The 15,233-nt window shown below is 67.2% G+C and carries 16 protein-coding genes; 7 read left to right on the forward strand and 9 right to left on the reverse strand.

Going from position 1 to position 15,233, the window contains the following annotated elements; translation table 11 throughout:
* Nucleotides 1–18: 18 nt before the first annotated feature.
* The 6 genes from OG817_RS16595 to OG817_RS16620 all read right to left on the reverse strand — a co-directional run bounded on the left by OG817_RS16595 (nt 19) and on the right by OG817_RS16620 (nt 4,625).
* Nucleotides 19–786, reverse strand: a complete 768-nt coding sequence (locus OG817_RS16595) for a response regulator (protein ID WP_406057455.1) — start codon at nt 784–786, stop codon at nt 19–21.
* Nucleotides 787–1,055: 269 nt separating this feature from the next.
* Nucleotides 1,056–1,355: an AzlD domain-containing protein gene (locus OG817_RS16600; protein ID WP_406055647.1), complete on the reverse strand. Its 300-nt coding sequence runs from the start codon at nt 1,353–1,355 to the stop codon at nt 1,056–1,058.
* A complete protein-coding gene (locus OG817_RS16605; protein ID WP_406055649.1) occupies nt 1,315–2,025 on the reverse strand; it encodes an AzlC family ABC transporter permease in 711 nt (236 codons plus the stop codon). The genes OG817_RS16600 and OG817_RS16605 overlap by 41 nt, the downstream gene beginning before the upstream one ends.
* Nucleotides 2,022–2,585, reverse strand: coding sequence for a CGNR zinc finger domain-containing protein (locus tag OG817_RS16610; RefSeq protein ID WP_406055651.1), 564 nt, complete (start codon nt 2,583–2,585; stop codon nt 2,022–2,024). The genes OG817_RS16605 and OG817_RS16610 overlap by 4 nt, the downstream gene beginning before the upstream one ends.
* Before the next feature lie 382 nt (nt 2,586–2,967).
* Nucleotides 2,968–4,071 (reverse strand): IS110 family transposase, encoded by a 1,104-nt coding sequence (locus OG817_RS16615; protein ID WP_406055653.1) that lies wholly within the window; start codon nt 4,069–4,071, stop codon nt 2,968–2,970.
* Nucleotides 4,072–4,286: 215 nt separating this feature from the next.
* Complete coding sequence (locus OG817_RS16620; protein ID WP_406055655.1) at nt 4,287–4,625, reverse strand: ArsR/SmtB family transcription factor; 339 nt, start codon at nt 4,623–4,625, stop codon at nt 4,287–4,289.
* A gap of 87 nt (nt 4,626–4,712) precedes the next feature.
* On the opposite strand from OG817_RS16620, the gene OG817_RS16625 reads away from it, so the two are divergent.
* Nucleotides 4,713–5,834, forward strand: coding sequence for a cation diffusion facilitator family transporter (locus OG817_RS16625; RefSeq protein ID WP_406055657.1), 1,122 nt, complete (start codon nt 4,713–4,715; stop codon nt 5,832–5,834).
* Between the two features lie 286 nt (nt 5,835–6,120).
* The gene (locus OG817_RS16630; protein ID WP_406055659.1) at nt 6,121–6,618 is read left to right on the forward strand and encodes an exonuclease domain-containing protein; all 498 of its coding nucleotides are present in this window, start codon (nt 6,121–6,123) and stop codon (nt 6,616–6,618) included.
* Nucleotides 6,619–6,758: 140 nt separating this feature from the next.
* Here the strand turns inward: OG817_RS16630 and OG817_RS16635 are convergent, their stop codons facing one another.
* Nucleotides 6,759–7,649, reverse strand: coding sequence for a phosphotransferase (locus tag OG817_RS16635; RefSeq protein ID WP_406055661.1), 891 nt, complete (start codon nt 7,647–7,649; stop codon nt 6,759–6,761).
* Nucleotides 7,646–9,031: a helix-turn-helix domain-containing protein gene (locus OG817_RS16640; RefSeq protein ID WP_406055663.1), complete on the reverse strand. Its 1,386-nt coding sequence runs from the start codon at nt 9,029–9,031 to the stop codon at nt 7,646–7,648. Before OG817_RS16640 ends, OG817_RS16635 begins: the two co-directional genes overlap by 4 nt.
* A 287-nt stretch (nt 9,032–9,318) precedes the next feature.
* On the opposite strand from OG817_RS16640, the gene OG817_RS16645 reads away from it, so the two are divergent.
* Both OG817_RS16645 and OG817_RS16650 read left to right on the forward strand, forming a co-directional pair.
* Nucleotides 9,319–9,663, forward strand: a complete 345-nt coding sequence (locus OG817_RS16645) for a hypothetical protein (protein WP_406055665.1) — start codon at nt 9,319–9,321, stop codon at nt 9,661–9,663.
* Nucleotides 9,664–9,694: 31 nt separating this feature from the next.
* The gene (locus tag OG817_RS16650) at nt 9,695–10,018 is read left to right on the forward strand and encodes a hypothetical protein (protein WP_406055667.1); all 324 of its coding nucleotides are present in this window, start codon (nt 9,695–9,697) and stop codon (nt 10,016–10,018) included.
* 396 nt (nt 10,019–10,414) lie between these two features.
* Here OG817_RS16650 and OG817_RS16655 read toward each other — a convergent pair whose 3' ends face one another.
* Nucleotides 10,415–11,764, reverse strand: coding sequence for an acyl-CoA dehydrogenase family protein (locus tag OG817_RS16655; RefSeq protein ID WP_406055669.1), 1,350 nt, complete (start codon nt 11,762–11,764; stop codon nt 10,415–10,417).
* A gap of 98 nt (nt 11,765–11,862) precedes the next feature.
* Between OG817_RS16655 and OG817_RS16660 the strand changes: the two genes are divergently transcribed.
* From OG817_RS16660 to OG817_RS16670, 3 genes are read left to right on the forward strand one after another with little or no spacing between them, the layout of a single operon-like run.
* Nucleotides 11,863–12,603 (forward strand): TetR/AcrR family transcriptional regulator, encoded by a 741-nt coding sequence (locus OG817_RS16660; RefSeq protein ID WP_406055671.1) that lies wholly within the window; start codon nt 11,863–11,865, stop codon nt 12,601–12,603.
* Nucleotides 12,600–13,877 carry an acetyl-CoA C-acetyltransferase gene (locus OG817_RS16665; protein ID WP_406055673.1) on the forward strand — a complete coding sequence of 426 codons (1,278 nt, stop codon included), beginning with the start codon at nt 12,600–12,602 and terminating at the stop codon, nt 13,875–13,877. Before OG817_RS16660 ends, OG817_RS16665 begins: the two co-directional genes overlap by 4 nt.
* 9 nt (nt 13,878–13,886) lie before the next feature.
* Nucleotides 13,887–15,233, forward strand: a complete 1,347-nt coding sequence (locus OG817_RS16670) for a 3-oxoacyl-ACP reductase (RefSeq protein WP_406055675.1) — start codon at nt 13,887–13,889, stop codon at nt 15,231–15,233.

Genomic DNA, 15,233 nt, shown 5'->3' on the forward strand with positions numbered 1-15,233 from the left:
GACGCCGGGTCCGCCGGTCTAGTGGGTCCGCTCCCCAACCGCCAGCGGCACGGACGCGGCCTTCAGCCGGTAGCCCAGACCGCGGGCGGTGACCACGCGCTGAGGGTTCGCCGGGTCGCGCTCGACCTTCAGCCGGAGCCGGCGGACGTGCACGTCGACGATCCGGCTGTCGCCGAAGTACCCGTATCCCCAGACCTTGGAGAGCAGGTGTTCCCGGCTGCAGATCGCGCCTTCCGCACCGGCCAACTCGGCCAGCAGCTTGAACTCGGTCCTGGTCAGCGGCAACGGTAAGCCGTCCCGCGTCGCCTCCAGGCAGGCGACATCGATCAGCAGATCGCCGACCGCGAACTGTTGCGACGGCGGCGGCGAGGCGGGCTCGATCCGGCGCATCACCGCGCGGATCCGGGCCGACAGCTCCTTGGCTACCAGGGGTTTCGTGACATAGTCGTCCGCACCCGACTCCAGGCCGGCGACCACGTCGTGGCTGTCGGTCCGGGCCGTCACCATGATCACCGGGACGTCGCTGCTCCGGCGGATCTCCCGGCAGACACCGAACCCGTGCCGGTCCGGAAGCATCAGTTCGAGCAGGACGACGTCCGGCGGCTCGCGACGCAGCGCCGCCAGCGCCTCCGCCCCGTTGGTGGCTTCGAGAACCTGGTATCCCTCGTCCTCGAGGGCGAGCCGCAGACGTCGCCTGATCCGCGGATCGTCGTCCACCAGCAGCACCCTCCGGGCCGCCATCGAGCCATACCCGCCGGCGGCCACGGTCCGGGTGTCGCTGATCATCATCAGTCGTCCTCTCCATCACACGGCCGGAGCTGGACCGCCTCACCTTCGAAACGGTCCTTCAGCTCATGAGGGCTGCAGAGTGATCGCACCATCGCAGCATCGCGCGGCACGGGTGGTCCTGTCGTCGAAGTGAGCACCCAACCACCGAGCCTGCTGGCGGGAGTCCCGCCCCACCCGCTACCTGCAATCGCCGAAGCCATACCCGACCTGAGCTCGACATCGATCCGTAGTCCAGGCAGTCACACAATCGGCGCCCGCGCGGGCTTCTAGGCCGACGCGAGGCGGATGAGGGCCGTGGTGGCGACGCCCGCGGCGGCTGCCGGCAGCATCGGCACCCTCAGGAGATTGAGGATGCCGGCAACGCCTACTCCGATCAGTTGGGTCCAGTCGATCGTGCGGCCGCCGAGGTCAGTGACGATCAGACCTGCGAGCAACGCCGGAGCAGTCAGCTTGGTGACACTGACCAGTGCCGGCGGGAGATCTCGCTTCCCGAGCACCAGTGGGCCTGCGGCCTTCATCAACCAGTTAGCGGCGCTGACCGCCAGTACGCACAGCCACAGCTTCATGAGGCCTCCTTCGTCGTAGCCCGATCAGGGTGGCCGCAGCGGCGCCGAGCAACGCATAGCTGGGGCCGGTGACGAACAACAGCCCGGCGGCGATCACCGCGCCGAGCAGACAGGCAGCGACCGCGCGGCGGGATCGGCGTACTTCGTCGATCAGCAAGACGATGAAGAACGCCGGGAACGCCACGTCGAGGCCGAGCCTGTGCATGAGATCCGGCGATGGAGCGGCCAGCACACCAATGGCGGTGCCTCCGGTCCAGCAGATCCATTGGGGGACGCTGACTCCGATCATCCGCCAGACGTCGTACCGTCCGTCCTCGTCGTGCGCGGCCAGGAACGACGCGTCGACGATCGCTTGTGCCTGGAGCATGCGCGCCAGCCGGCTTCCGCGCAGGCTCGGCGCAATCGCCACGCTCATCACCAGGTATCGCACGTTGATCACCATGGCCGCGACGATCGCCGCCAGCACCGTTGCGCCGGACAACGAACTTAGCAACGTGAACTGTGCCGAGCCGCTGAACGCGAACGCGGAGAAGGCCACCGGCACCACGGTCCCCCAGCCTCGTGCCCGCGCTTCGGCACCGAAGTTCAGTGCCAGTACGCAGGTCGCGAGCGCCGGTCCGATGCCGAGACGAAGCCCTCGGGCGAACGACTGCCGACCAGACTCCGTCATGCTGTCGATTCGTCTCGGGCTCGCTGGTAATGCCGGCGAGCGCGAGCCCGGTTGCCGCAGTCGGCCGAACTGCACCACCGGCGCGAGCCGTTCTTGCTCCGGTCCAGGAACAGCCAGCCACAGCCGTCATCTCCGCACTGGCGCAACCGGCCCAGGTCTTCGTCCTCGAACAGCCGCCAGACTGCCAGTCGGACGACGCCACCCGGATCGTCGGCCCGCCACCCGAACGGACTCACCTCGACGGATGCCGACCGGACCACCTCGGAAACGAGGCCGTGCAGAGCGTCGATTGCGGCGCGGGCCGGCCGGTCCCCGATGGCGAGGCTTGCGAGGACGTCGTACGCGATGTCCCGCGCAGCCACCAGGTCGTCGCGCAACCGTCGCGTCACCACTCCGCCATCCGTGATCACGCCGGCGGCAAGCAGCCACCGCTCCACGTTCGACAGCTCGGTGAACCGATCGACCGCCCGCCCGGGATCGAGCCGCCACGCCACAGTGTTCACAAGGTCGAGCGCAAGATGCCCGCCAATCAACTCCGGCCGATACGACACCCGAACCACCTCCGCACCTAACCCTAACAGGCAATATCACTTTTGCCTGTTAGAGCGCCCGACACCCCACAGCCTCCAGGCGACCAAGGTGCCGCGCACCGCTGATATGGAGTGAGTTTCTGTCAAGTGGCAGGGTGAAGCGCCCGTCCCGGTTGGTTGTTTCGGGGCGGGCGCTTCGTGGTTTCGTCGGCCGTGCTGGTGGTGAGCGTGTCGTTGGCGACGCGCGGTCAGACTGATATGCGCGGGTTGGTTACCGCAGGACGGTGGTTCGGCTGGAGCGGGTCCGCGTGTCTAGGGACGAGCGTGGACTGGTTGGGTCTGCTCATAGAGGTATCGCGGGTCGCTCCACGCGCTGCTGCCACTGGTGTGGTCGACGAAGCCGGTTCGGGTGTCAGTCGTCCATGACGGCCAGGGACCAGCACCAGCCGGCCAGCTCGCGGGCGACGGCGACGTTGGCGACGGTGTGTCGTTTGCGGCGTTCGATGAACCGGACCCAGCGCTGGTGGAGTCTGTGGTTGCCCTCGTCACCGCGGATCCTGGCCGCGGCCGGCGCGAGGTTCCAACGGTCGCGCATGGTCTTCCCGATCCGGTAGCGGGCGCGGTGGTGCCAGGCGGCCTCGACCAGCAGCCGCCGCGCGTGGCCGTTGCCGGTCTTGGTGATCGAGCCCTGTGCTCGTAACTGCCCGGAGGAGTACTCCGACGGGACGAGTCCGACGAAGGTTGCGATGGTGCCGCCGGTGAACCGGTGCCAGTCGCCGATCTCGACAGCCAGCGCGAGCCCGGTCAGGGTGCTGATCCCGCGCAGACACCCCAGCCGCTGCACGAGTGGGGTGAATTCGGAGTCGGCGGCGATCTGCTCGATCTGTTCGTCGAGCCGGTCACGCCGGGCCTTCGTCGCGAGCACGGACTCATACCCCGAATCGAAGGCCAGCCGCGTCACAGGCGATCCCAGCTGCGGCAGCGCCTCGCGACGCAGCCACGCGTCGTGCTGGCCGGTCCACGCGGCACCGCCGCAGTAGACAATCCCGTGGCGCAACAGCAGCTTCGACAGCCGGTGCCTGGCCCGCTTCAGGTCAGCGCGGCAATCCTCCCGCGCCCGCACCAGATCCCGGACCGCTTCCTGCTCCACGCCCGGGATCGCCACCGCGGTGACCTCGTCCAACCGCAGCAGCCGCGCCAGATGGATCGCGTCCTTGGCATCGGTCTTGATCCGATCACCAGCCGGCTTCTGAAGCTTCGACGGCGCCACCACCTCACACCGGATCCCCGCGGCGGTGAGATACCGAAACAGGCCGAACCCGGTCGGGCCGGCCTCGTAAGCCACCGCCACCGGACCAGGCAGACCACGCAGCCAGCCAGCGATGTGGTCATACGACGGAGTCAGCCTCGACTGCACCAACTCGCCCGTCACACCATCAATCGCCGCCGCCGCAACCGACCTGGCGTGCACATCAAGCCCAACACTCGTACGCTCGGAAACACCGGGGCCTCCCACACATGTCGGATAGGCCGAGCAGGCGGCCCCTGCTCGGTAACCCACGAATCTGTGTGAGTGAGGCCCCGGCCCGCAACCACTCAGCAACCCCGAGCGGTCACTCCATACCGTCTAGCCCGACGCTCGATCAGAATCGTGCAGGGTCACCCACCGCAGTAGAGATCGACGTGGGCCTCGGCCGGTGGCGGGGTCGGGTCGGGCACTGTACGTCGTTGTCAGTTGTGAGGCGGTTCGCCGGTCACGGTGTGATCGGCGTGGAACAGGGCCTCCGCGATGACCCGGCGCAAGTGGACACCGCGGATGGAATACAGCGAACGACGACCATCCCGCCGTACGTCGACAGCACCGGACAACCGCAACCGGGCAAGATGCTGCGAGGTCGCGGGCTGCGACATCCCGACCCGATCAGCCAGCGTGCTCACATCTACCTCGGCCCCCTCGGCGAGCGCCCAGAGCAACCGCAGCCGGGTCTGGTCCGCCAACAGGCGGAACGTATCCACGGCCACGACGACCTGGTCGTCCGTCGGAGCGGCCAACTCCTCGTGCGACTTCATGATTGCATCCATGCGCACATGCGCATACGAGGTGATAACTTGGAGTGTCGGCACTCCACACCGCGACATTCACCTCGCGAGGTCTTCATGACGCACTCCCATCCCGAGCAGGGCCATGGTCACGGGCATGGCCATGGTCACCACGATGATGCCGGAAACACGCCCGAAAACACCCATGGGCACGGGCATGGACACGCGGACGGGCATGATCACCCGCGCGGGATCCGTGTATTCCTGCTTTCGATCTTCAAGCCGCACAGCCACGACGCTGCCGACTCCATCGACTCCGCACTCGAGGCAAGTAGCGAGGGCATCCGCGCACTCAAGATCAGCCTGCTCGGTCTCGGTGTCACCGCCATCGCACAACTCGTCGTCGTCATCCTGACCGACTCGACCGCGCTGCTTGCCGACACCATCCACAACTTCTCCGACGCGCTCACCGCCGTACCGCTCTGGGTCGCGTTCGTCCTCGGACGCCGAGTCGCCACCAAGCGCTACACCTACGGCTTCGGCCGGGCCGAGGATCTGGCCGGCATCTTCATCGTCGCGATGATCGCGCTGTCCGCGATCATCGCGGGCTACGAGTCGGTTCGCCGCCTGATCGAGCCCCAGCCGATCACCAACTCCGGCGTTGTGCTCGCCGCCGGCCTGATCGGCTTCGCCGGCAACGAACTCGTCGCCGTCTACCGGATCCGGGTCGGCCGGAAGATCGGCTCTGCCGCGCTCGTCGCCGACGGCCTGCACGCTCGGACCGATGGATTCACCTCGCTCGGGGTCGTCATCGCCGCGCTCGGCGTCATGGCCGGGTTCCCGTTGGCGGACCCGATCATCGGTCTGCTGATCACGGTCGCCATCCTGGTTGTCCTGAAGGGCGCCGCCACCGACATCTACCGCCGGCTGATGGATGCCGTGGAGCCCGAACTGGTCGACGCCGCTGACCGCTCACTACGAGGCGTGATGGGCGTCCGCGAGGTCACCAACCTCCAACTGCGCTGGACCGGCCACCGCCTGCGCGCCGAGACCAGCGTCACCGTCGACCCGGTCCTCGACGTCGTCGCCGCCCACGCCGTCGCGGTCGACGCCGAGCACGCGCTCCTGCACGGCGTGCCCCGGCTGATCTCCGCCACCGTGCACGTCAGTCCAGCCGGCTCGATCGGCAACGAGCAACACAGCACGCTCGACCACCACCGCGAGCTCGCTACCCGATGAACGCAAACCACCGGAGCACCTCTGAGATCCAGGCGGCCGATACCAACGTCGGTGCGCGAGCCAGCCGCCGAAACACCAACCAACGAGCGCACCTCAGCCGACGCATCAAACGTGTCCCGACTCGGGTGCTAACGCCCCGCCATAAGCCAGCGACGCGCCTGTCCGGATGCAGCCGCGGAACTGCTGACGGCGGCAGACTTGGAGTTGCTCGACATGTCCACAGCGCAGAACGCCGTACACGTTGGCCTGCGCGGCCGTTCGAACATCGGAGGGGAGGCGGCGAGCAGTGGAGCAAGCGAATGGCTTGTGGACAGCGTTCGACTACGCCGTCGTCGATGTCGAGGGCAACGGACAGCAGCCACCAGACCTGGTCGAGATCTCGATCGTCGCGATCAAGGACGGCTTGATCGGCCCTGCGAAGAACTGGCTTGTTCGCCCGCCTAGGCCGATCACACCGATGGCGCGACGCTTCCACAAGATCACCGACGACCGGCTCGTAGACGCACCAGCTGTTGCCGACATCGAAGAAGAACTGCGCCACGCGCTAAGTGACAAGGTGTTCGTCGCCCACAACGCGGGCGTCGATCTCGGCGTGCTCGGACGCGAACTGCCGGGCTTCCAACCCGCCAGAGTCCTGGATACTCTCAAGCTCGCTCGGCGATTGCTCCCCGGCCGCACCTCCTACAAACTCGGCGCGCTTGTCGACGCGTTCGGCCTAGCCAGAGGCCTTCCAGCCGACTTGATGCCGCACCGTGCGACCTACGACGCGCTGGTCTGCGCCTGACTCCTCTCCCATCTCACAACGCCTCCCGGCCGCGAGCCGCTTTCACTCCTCGAACTGCTGGATGCCACAGCGGGTAAGGCGATGACGGATACCGCAGCGGATGAACCAGCCGCGGCCCTCTTCTAGACCGGTGCCTACAACTACTTGTAGCGGTGCCACAGTTCGTTGGCACCCGATCTGAGAGTGGCCAGCCGATGCGCGTGGACCTTGGCGATGTCGGGGCGGTTGCGGAGGTCGGTGATGACGCTGGTGACGAGGACCAGCTCTCGGATGCGACTGAGGGTTGGCCAGGACGGGAGGGTGGTGACGTCTAGGCCGTACGTGGTGGCTAGGGCTTCGTGGTCCTGGATCGCGCCGAAGCGTAGAGCGCTGACAGCGGCGACGACCAGGTCGTAGGCGAGAGGCCCGATGCTGGTGCCGTCGAAGTCACAGAGGACGAAGCGGCCGGTGGGTTCACGTAGGAGGTTGCCGATGTAGGCGTCGCCGTGGAGTAGGCCCATCTGGAGGTCAGGGGTGAGGGCGCGGTAGTCGGCTTCGATGTTGGCCCATTGTCGGGACAGCCAGGCGTGGTCGTCGGCGGTGAGTCCATCGGCCATGGCAAGGCGACTACGGGCACTGCTGAACGGGTCCCACGGCTTGAGGCCGGGCATCGGCTCGAGTTTGTGCCAGCCGAGTAGTGGGGCTGCCAGGTCGGCGCCGGTCCATGCGGGGTTGCTGGCTTCGACGAGCTGCCAGATTGTGGCCGAGTAGTTCTCGAACAGGACGGGCTGGGTCAGACCTGCCGCGAGCCTGACTGCCGGCGCTTCGTGGTGCTCCAGCCAGGTGGCGATTCGGGCTACGTGGTCGGCCCGTTGGCTGGCTACATCGCCGGCTCCGAACCTGACGACAACGCCTTGGTTGGGAAGCCGGTAGACGGCGTTGTTGGTGTACTTGATCAGCTCGGCTTCATCCGGCAGGAGGCCTGCTTCTTGGCAGAGGCCCTTGAGGGCGTGCTTAAGCCGCTGGTCGAGCTCTGAGGACAGGTTGGTCATGCTGTGAGTGCCTTCGGCGCGGTTGTGCGGACGGATTCGATCTGGTGTAACAGGTCCACGGCGTCGGAGTTGTCGGAGTGTTGTGAGGCTGCGGTGCCGATCTCGGCCAGGCGGCTGAGTCCCCGGCCGCTGCGGAGATGTTGCGCTTCGTTGATCACGTCACGAGCCACGTCGATGCCGACGTCCAGTTCGTTCGTACGCAGGAGGTTCGTCGACAAGATGATCCGATCGAACGTCCGACTTCGGCGTGACCTGTCGGGGCCGGATTCTGCGATTGCTTGCTGCGCGAATGCGACGGCGCGTATGGCGTACTCGCGGGCTTGCGCATCGTCCTTCGCGTAACTCGACAGCGAGTTGTACACGAGCGCCTGGTGTCCGGTGTAGTCGCCTGGCGTGAAGTACAGCGTCGTCCACGGAGAGACCCGACGCCTATCGGCACGTCCCATCTCGTGTTCCGCACGAGCGAGAGCCTCGACGACGTGATCGTGCTTGCCCAGCATCGCGTAGGCCAGCGCCTCGTTGGCGTGCAGTCTTGCGACCTCGGCTGGATCGCCCGCGTCCTGTGCGGCGAGTTGGCCGAGCTGCAGCATCTTCAACGCCTCGACGGGTTGAGCTTCCTGCATGCTGACCCGACCGAGCCGGTACAGAACTGACGCAGCCAGCGAGGGCTCGTCGGCGTCTTTCGCGAGTACGAGAGCGTTCATCAGGAAGCGTCTTGCGGCAGCTTGATCGCCGATGTCATGGAACGACCATCCGACCATGCTGCTGAAGTCCGCGAGGGACACCTTGAGGTCTCGGTGCGTGCGCTGGTCGGCGGTGGAATGGATCATCCGTCTTGCGTAGCCGTAAAAACCACGGGCAGCGTCGACCGCCGCTCCCCCGCCGTAGCGCTGATCGAGTTTCCGGAATTCTGCTGTCATCGACACGACTTGATCGACGTCGGACTCAGTGATCGTCGGAGGCACGGCGGCGACGCTGCTGGGGAACTCCGGCAGCCACTTCCGAGCATGGTCATTGACCGAGCCGAACGCCACGCTCGCCACCGCGCCGGCGAAGTTCCTGCGATCTTCGCTGGTCAACTCGTGCGACTCGTCGGCCGCCGCTTGGGCGGTCGAGCTGTACGCAAGCCCCATCCTTCCTCGCGGAATCTCGAGCGCGTCCGCGATGCGCTCCAAGACGTCGTACGCCTTGACCTGGCGGCCGTTGAGGATCTCCGAGACCTCACCCTGGGACTGGTATGTCCGGGCGCCAATCTGCGTCTGGCTCCAGCCATGCCGCTGGAGCCAGCGGAAGATGCCTGCCACGTCGCGAGATGCCAGGACAGGACGCAGATCCGAGCTGTCCCACCACGAGGAGTCGAGCAGCGGCTGCGTTGCCGTCATCGTCACTCCTTGTCCCTGGGCGGCTCTGTGAAGTTAGCCCGCGCGCATCCGCTCCGTCTATCGGCGTCGCCGATAGGTCGCCTCGATGAGCACAGCCGGTAGTGGAAGTTGCCGCCACAGCGCCATGGTGTGAATACAGAGCGTTACAACACATCAACGAAGGACACCCACCATGACGACGCCACTGTTCATCGTGATCTGCCTGGCTGCGGGGCTGACGATCGCGATGCTCTCCGATCTGTTCCGAGACCTGTCCGGCCGCAACGAATGACATGGCGGCCGGACAAATGACCAGCACTCCTCCAAGTACAAATCACCACCAGCTGGGCAGCGCCATGCGGGCGTACGGCTACATCCGGAAGCACTTCCTGATGAACGAGACGGAGTTGGCGAAGGCTCGGAAACTCATCGTCGAAGCCGCTCAGACTCGTGGTGTGGAGCTCGTAGCGATTCACGTCGAGGAGATCGAGACATCTCCCGAAGCCTTCCACGATCTACTCGCGGTCGTGATGCAGGACGCACAGCGCATGATCATCACGCCCGACATCCACCACCTCGAGGTAGCCGGCGACCCATCGTTGGTACGACAGCGCCTTGAGTCCAACGGCATCACGATCGTGGCCGGCGACTAGACACCGCGGCCGTAAGGAACGAGTGGTGCACATGTCGGCGACCCCGGCCCTCGGATTCATCTCCATGTCCTTTGTACGCAACCCCGGCGAACTCCTCGCCATCCGCCGAGAACTGCTGGCGCTCGCAATCGAGCACGAGCTTCACCTCACCGAGGTGTACGTCGAAGAGCCGGGACCACCCAGCGCGGCGTTCGACCTCCTCGAATCGCTCCTGGAGTCCGACGGACAGCCGCTCGTTGTGCCGACACTGCACCACCTCGCCGGCCTCGGCCATCCGGTTCAGATCAGAGACCACCTCCGCCAATGCACCCACGAGGTTCTGATCGCCACCAAGCCGGCGGAGCGGACGTGCTGAGGGGACGTCCCTCGTTCTCCTCCAGTCCCTGCACCCCGCGTCCGTTCCGCCGCACCACCGCGAGCGCAACCCGATCACCTCACCAGGTCTGGTTGGTGTTCCTGCCCCAAAGCAGGCGCTGGCCCCTGAGCGGACGCGGCGTGGCGCACGCCCGCGGGCAGTCGCAACGGCGCGCCCAGCGGGCTCCGTCCAGGGTGCCCTCGGCCATCGCGGTCTGCCGCCACCACGGAGCGGTCGCCCGCGCGGCAGCGCGCACCGCGGGCGGCAGCCCGCCGGTCGCCCGCGGCAGCCGGCAATGGGAAGGACGGCGATAAGCCGGGGGGTGGGCGGGAGCGCGCGTAGCAGGCGCGGGAGGAGCGAAGCGACGAAGCGCCTGCGTAGCGCGTGTGGGCTGCTCTACCTGATTCGCATGCCGGAGAGGGCGCGGGCGATCACGAGGCGCTGGATCTCTGAGGTGCCTTCAAAAATCGTGTAGATCTTGGCGTCTCGGTGCATGCGTTCTACGGGGTATTCGCGGGTGTAGCCGTTGCCGCCGAGGATTTGGATGGCTTCTTCGGTGACCTTGACGGCTACCTCGCCGGCCTTCAGCTTCGCCATGGAGCCTTCGCCGTGCTGGTAGTCGGGGGTTTCGCCGCGCATCAGGGCCGACGACATGTTGGCGGCGCGCCAGACCAGCAGCCGGGCGGCGTCGATCTCGAGGGCCATGTCGGCGAGTTTGAACGCGATGCCCTGGTTGTCGATGATCGGGCGGCCGAACTGTTCGCGGGTCTTGGCGTACTCGAGGGCCACCTCGTACGCCGCCCGTGCGATGCCGATCGCCTGGGCGCCGACCAGGTGGCGGGTCATCTCGAAGGTGGCCATCGACGCGTTGCGCCCTTGCTGGCCGGCAGCGGGCACCCGAGCGCGCTGGCCCGCGGCCTCGCGAGCGCGGGCCAGGCGGGCGTCCAGCTTCTCCTTGCCCCCGAGCACGTTCTCGGCCGGGATGCGCACGTTGTCGAAGAAGACGTCGGCCGTGTGTGACGCGCGCAGGCCGTGCTTGCGCAGCTTCGTCCCCATCTCCAGCCCGTGCACCTCGGACTTGGGTACGACGAACGCCGCCTGTCCCTTCGTCCCGAGCGACGGGTCGACGGTGGCGACGACGACGTGGATGTCCGCGATGCCGCCGTTCGTGGCCCAGGCCTTCTGCCCGTTGATGACCCACTCGTTGGTCACCGAGTCGTACGTCGCCCGTGTACGGATCGCGGACACGTCAGAACCCGCACCAGGCTCCGACGAGCAGAAGGCGGCTACGCGTACGTCGTCAGGTGTCCCGTAGCACCGGCCCATCCACTGGCTCCACTGCTCAGGGGTGCCGTTGGAGAAGATCGCGGACGATGCCAGACCCGTGCCCTTGAGTGACATCGCGATGCCGGCGTCGCCCCAGAACAGTTCCTCGTGGACCAGCGGCATCAGCAGGCCGGTCGGGTCGACGAAGAGGTTGACGTTCATGTCGAGGCCGTACAGGCCGATCTTCGCGGCCTCCTGGATGATCGGCCACGGCGTCTCCTCACGCTCGTCCCACTCGGATGCGGCGGGGCGGATGACGTCGGCGGCGAAGGCGTGGGTCCAGTCGCGGATCTCCCGCTGATCGTCGTTGACGGCGAGCGAGAAGGTGCTCCAGCCGGGCTTGGATCGCTCGGCGCCGAGCTCTCCGGCAAGCGTCATCACGTTGGCGGACAGGTTGGGCGCGGACTTCGGGTCGGTCATCAACATCCTCCGGCGGCAAGAAGCAGACAAGCCAGATGTTACCGACGAGTGTAACCGTCGTTTGCACCGGGGGGCACCCCTGTGACTAAGATCGTTCCATGAGCTCCGCGCTGCTCGCGATCGGACGCCGCCGCACCACGGCGGAGCGCCGGCGCGACCGGGAGCGGGACATCATCCGGGCCACCCGCGAACTGTTCGACGAGCGGGGCACGATCGACGCCCAGATCGACGATATCGCCAAGCGGGTCGGGATCAACAAGGCCCTGATCTACCGCCATTTCGCCGGCAAGGAGGAGTTGTTCGCGCTCACCCTGGTCGACTATCTCGGCGAGCTCGACGAGCGGCTGGCCCAGGTCGACAACCCCCGGCGGGCGCCGCTCAATCGATTGAAAGCGCTCAGTGAGGTGTTCGTCGACTTCTGCCTGGAGTTCCCGGCCTTCGCCGACTGCGCGATGAGCCTGCTGCGGCGGACCGGTGACGAACTGTTCGGCGAGATCACCGAGCCGGTGATGACCAAGCTCGGTACGGCGATGGCCTCGGCGCTGGAGCGGATCTCGGCGATCCTCGAGGCCGGCCAGCGGACCGGGGTGTTCGACGACGTCGACAGCGACTACCTCGCCAACCATCTGTACACGCAGACACTCGGTTCGTTGCACATGGCAAGGGTCGGGTTGATCGTGTCGAGCGGCCGGCCCGGACATCCGGTCGTGCATCATGCGGATATCGGCACCGTCCGGTCGACCGCGATCACCGCCACGCTCGCAACCGCCGTGGGCCGCAAGGCCCTGAACGGCAAGAAGACAACCCCGCGCTCCACCAGAGCAGGAGAGAAATCGTGACCGAGACCCGCAGAGTGGCCGTTGTCGCCGGCAACAGGATCCCGTTCGCCCGCCAGGACAAGACCTACCGGCACGCCTCGAACTCCGACATGCTCACCGCCGCACTGAACGGCCTGGTCGATCGGGCCGGCCTCGGCGGCCAGGAGGTCGGTGAGGTGGTGGCCGGCGCGGTGCTGAAGCACGCCCGCGACTGGAACCTGGTCCGCGAGGTGGTTCTCGGGTCCAAGCTCGCCCCGACCACCCCGGCGTACGACATCCAGCAGGCGTGCGGCACCGGGCTCGAGGCGGCCATCCTGGTCGGCAACAAGATCGCTCTCGGTCAGATCGACGTCGGCATCGCGGGTGGTGTCGACACCGCGTCCGACGCGCCGATCTCGGTCAACGACCGGCTGCGCAGCATCCTGCTCGACCTGAACCGGGCCAAGAGCTTCCAGGACCGGCTCAAGGTCCTCGCGCGGGTCCGTCCGAAGGACGTCGTACCCGAGATCCCCCGGAACGCCGAGCCGCGGACCGGCAAGTCGATGGGCGACCACGCGGCACTGACCGCGCTGGAGTGGGGTATCACCCGCGAGGACCAGGACGAGCTCGCGTACCGCTCCCACGTCAACCTGGCGAAGGCGTACGACCGCGGCTTCCAGCAGGACCTGATCACGCCGTACCTCGGTCTCGAGAAGGACCAGAACCTCCGCGCGGACTCCTCGCTGGAGAAGCTGGCCAAGCTCAAGACGGTCTACGGCAAGGGCGAGACCGCGACAATGACGGCCGGCAACTCGACGCCGCTGACCGACGGCGCGTCGACCGTGCTGCTGTCGACCGATGAGTGGGCCACCGAGCACGGTCTGCGGCCGCTCGCCTACCTCACGCACTCGCAGACCGCCGCGGTCGACTACGTGAAGGGTGCCGAGGGCTTGCTGATGGCGCCCGCGTACGCCGTACCGCGGATGCTCGCCCGCGCCGGTCTGACCCTGCAGGACTTCGACTACTACGAGATCCACGAGGCGTTCGCGTCGCAGGTGCTGGCCACCCTGAAGGCGTGGGAGGACCCGATCTTCTGCAAGGAGCGGCTCGGCCTGGACGCGCCGCTCGGCGAGATCGACCGGGACAAGCTGAACGTGAACGGCAGCTCGCTGGCCGCGGGCCACCCGTTCGCGGCGACCGGCGGGCGGATCGTCGCCGCGCTGGCCAAGCAACTGAACGAGAACGGCGGTGGGCGGGGCCTGATCTCGATCTGCGCCGCCGGCGGCCAAGGCGTCGTCGCCATCCTCGAGAAGTAGGAGCAGAGAATGACGGATCGCTACCAGACCTTCACCCGCACGCCGCTCGGCCAGACGCTGGTGAAGAACCTGGGTCTGCCCGACCCGACCCCGCTGCCGCGCTGGACCGAGGGTTCGCCGGTGATCGACGGGCCGGTCGTGTTCGGCGCGATCTCCGAGACCGACGCCGGCAAGGCGATCCAGGCCCTGCTGCGGGATATCGGGGCCTCGTTCAGTACGGCGACCGAGGGCGTCGCGTCGAGCGAGATCCGGCCGAAGGCACTTGTCTTCGATGCCACCGGCGCGACGTCGACAGCTGAGCTGACGAGTCTGCAACGGTTCTTCTCCCCCGTCATCCGTCAGCTGGCGCCCGCCGGCCGGGTGATCGTGATCGGACGTACGCCGGAGCTCGCGTACTCGACCGAGCAGCAGATCGCCCAGCGCGCTCTCGAGGGCTTCACGCGCAGCCTCGGCAAGGAGGTGAAGCGTGGCGCCACCGTCAACCTCGTGTACGTCGCTCCGGACGCGCACGAGCAGCTGGACTCGACGCTCCGCTTCTTCCTCTCCCCCAAGTCCGCGTACGTCGACGGCCAGGTCGCGCGGGTCGGGACCGGACCGCTGGTGAGCAACGACCCGGGTCACCCGCTGGCCGGCAAGGTCGCACTCGTGACGGGCGCCGCGCGTGGAATCGGCGCGTCGATCGCCGGCACGCTGGCTCGCGACGGCGCGACCGTCATCGGCGTCGACGTACCGCAGAACGCGGATGCGCTGCGCAAGGTGATGTCCAGGATCGGCGGCAGCGAACTCCTCCTCGACGTGACGGCGGTCGACGCAGCGCAGCGGATCGCGGCACACGCGCAGGAGCAGCACGGCGGACTCGATATCGTCGTCCACAACGCCGGCATCACGCGCGACAAGCGGCTCGCGAACATGCGGACGGACGCGTGGGACGCCGTACTCGATGTGAACCTGCGCGCGCCGGAGCGGATCACCCAGCATCTGCTCGAGTCCGGAGCCGTCAGGGACGGCGGCTCGATCATCGGGGTCGCCAGCATCGCGGGGATCGCGGGCAACAACGGCCAGACGAACTACGCGACTTCCAAGGCCGGCGTGATCGGCCTGGTCCAGGCGTTCGCGCCGAAGTTGACCGAGCGGAACATCCGCATCAACGCGGTCGCACCGGGCTTCATCGAGACCGAGATGACCGCCAAGGTCCCGTTCACGATCCGCGAGGTCGGCCGCCGGATCAACTCGCTGCAGCAAGGTGGGCAGCCGATCGACGTGGCCGAAACGATCGCCTGGTTCGCCGATCCCGCGTCGGCGGGCGTGACCGGCAACGTGGTCCGCGTCTGCGGCCAGAGCATGTTGGGCGCATGA

The sequence above is a fragment of the Kribbella sp. NBC_00889 genome (assembly GCF_045207705.1).
Classification (GTDB): domain Bacteria; phylum Actinomycetota; class Actinomycetes; order Propionibacteriales; family Kribbellaceae; genus Kribbella.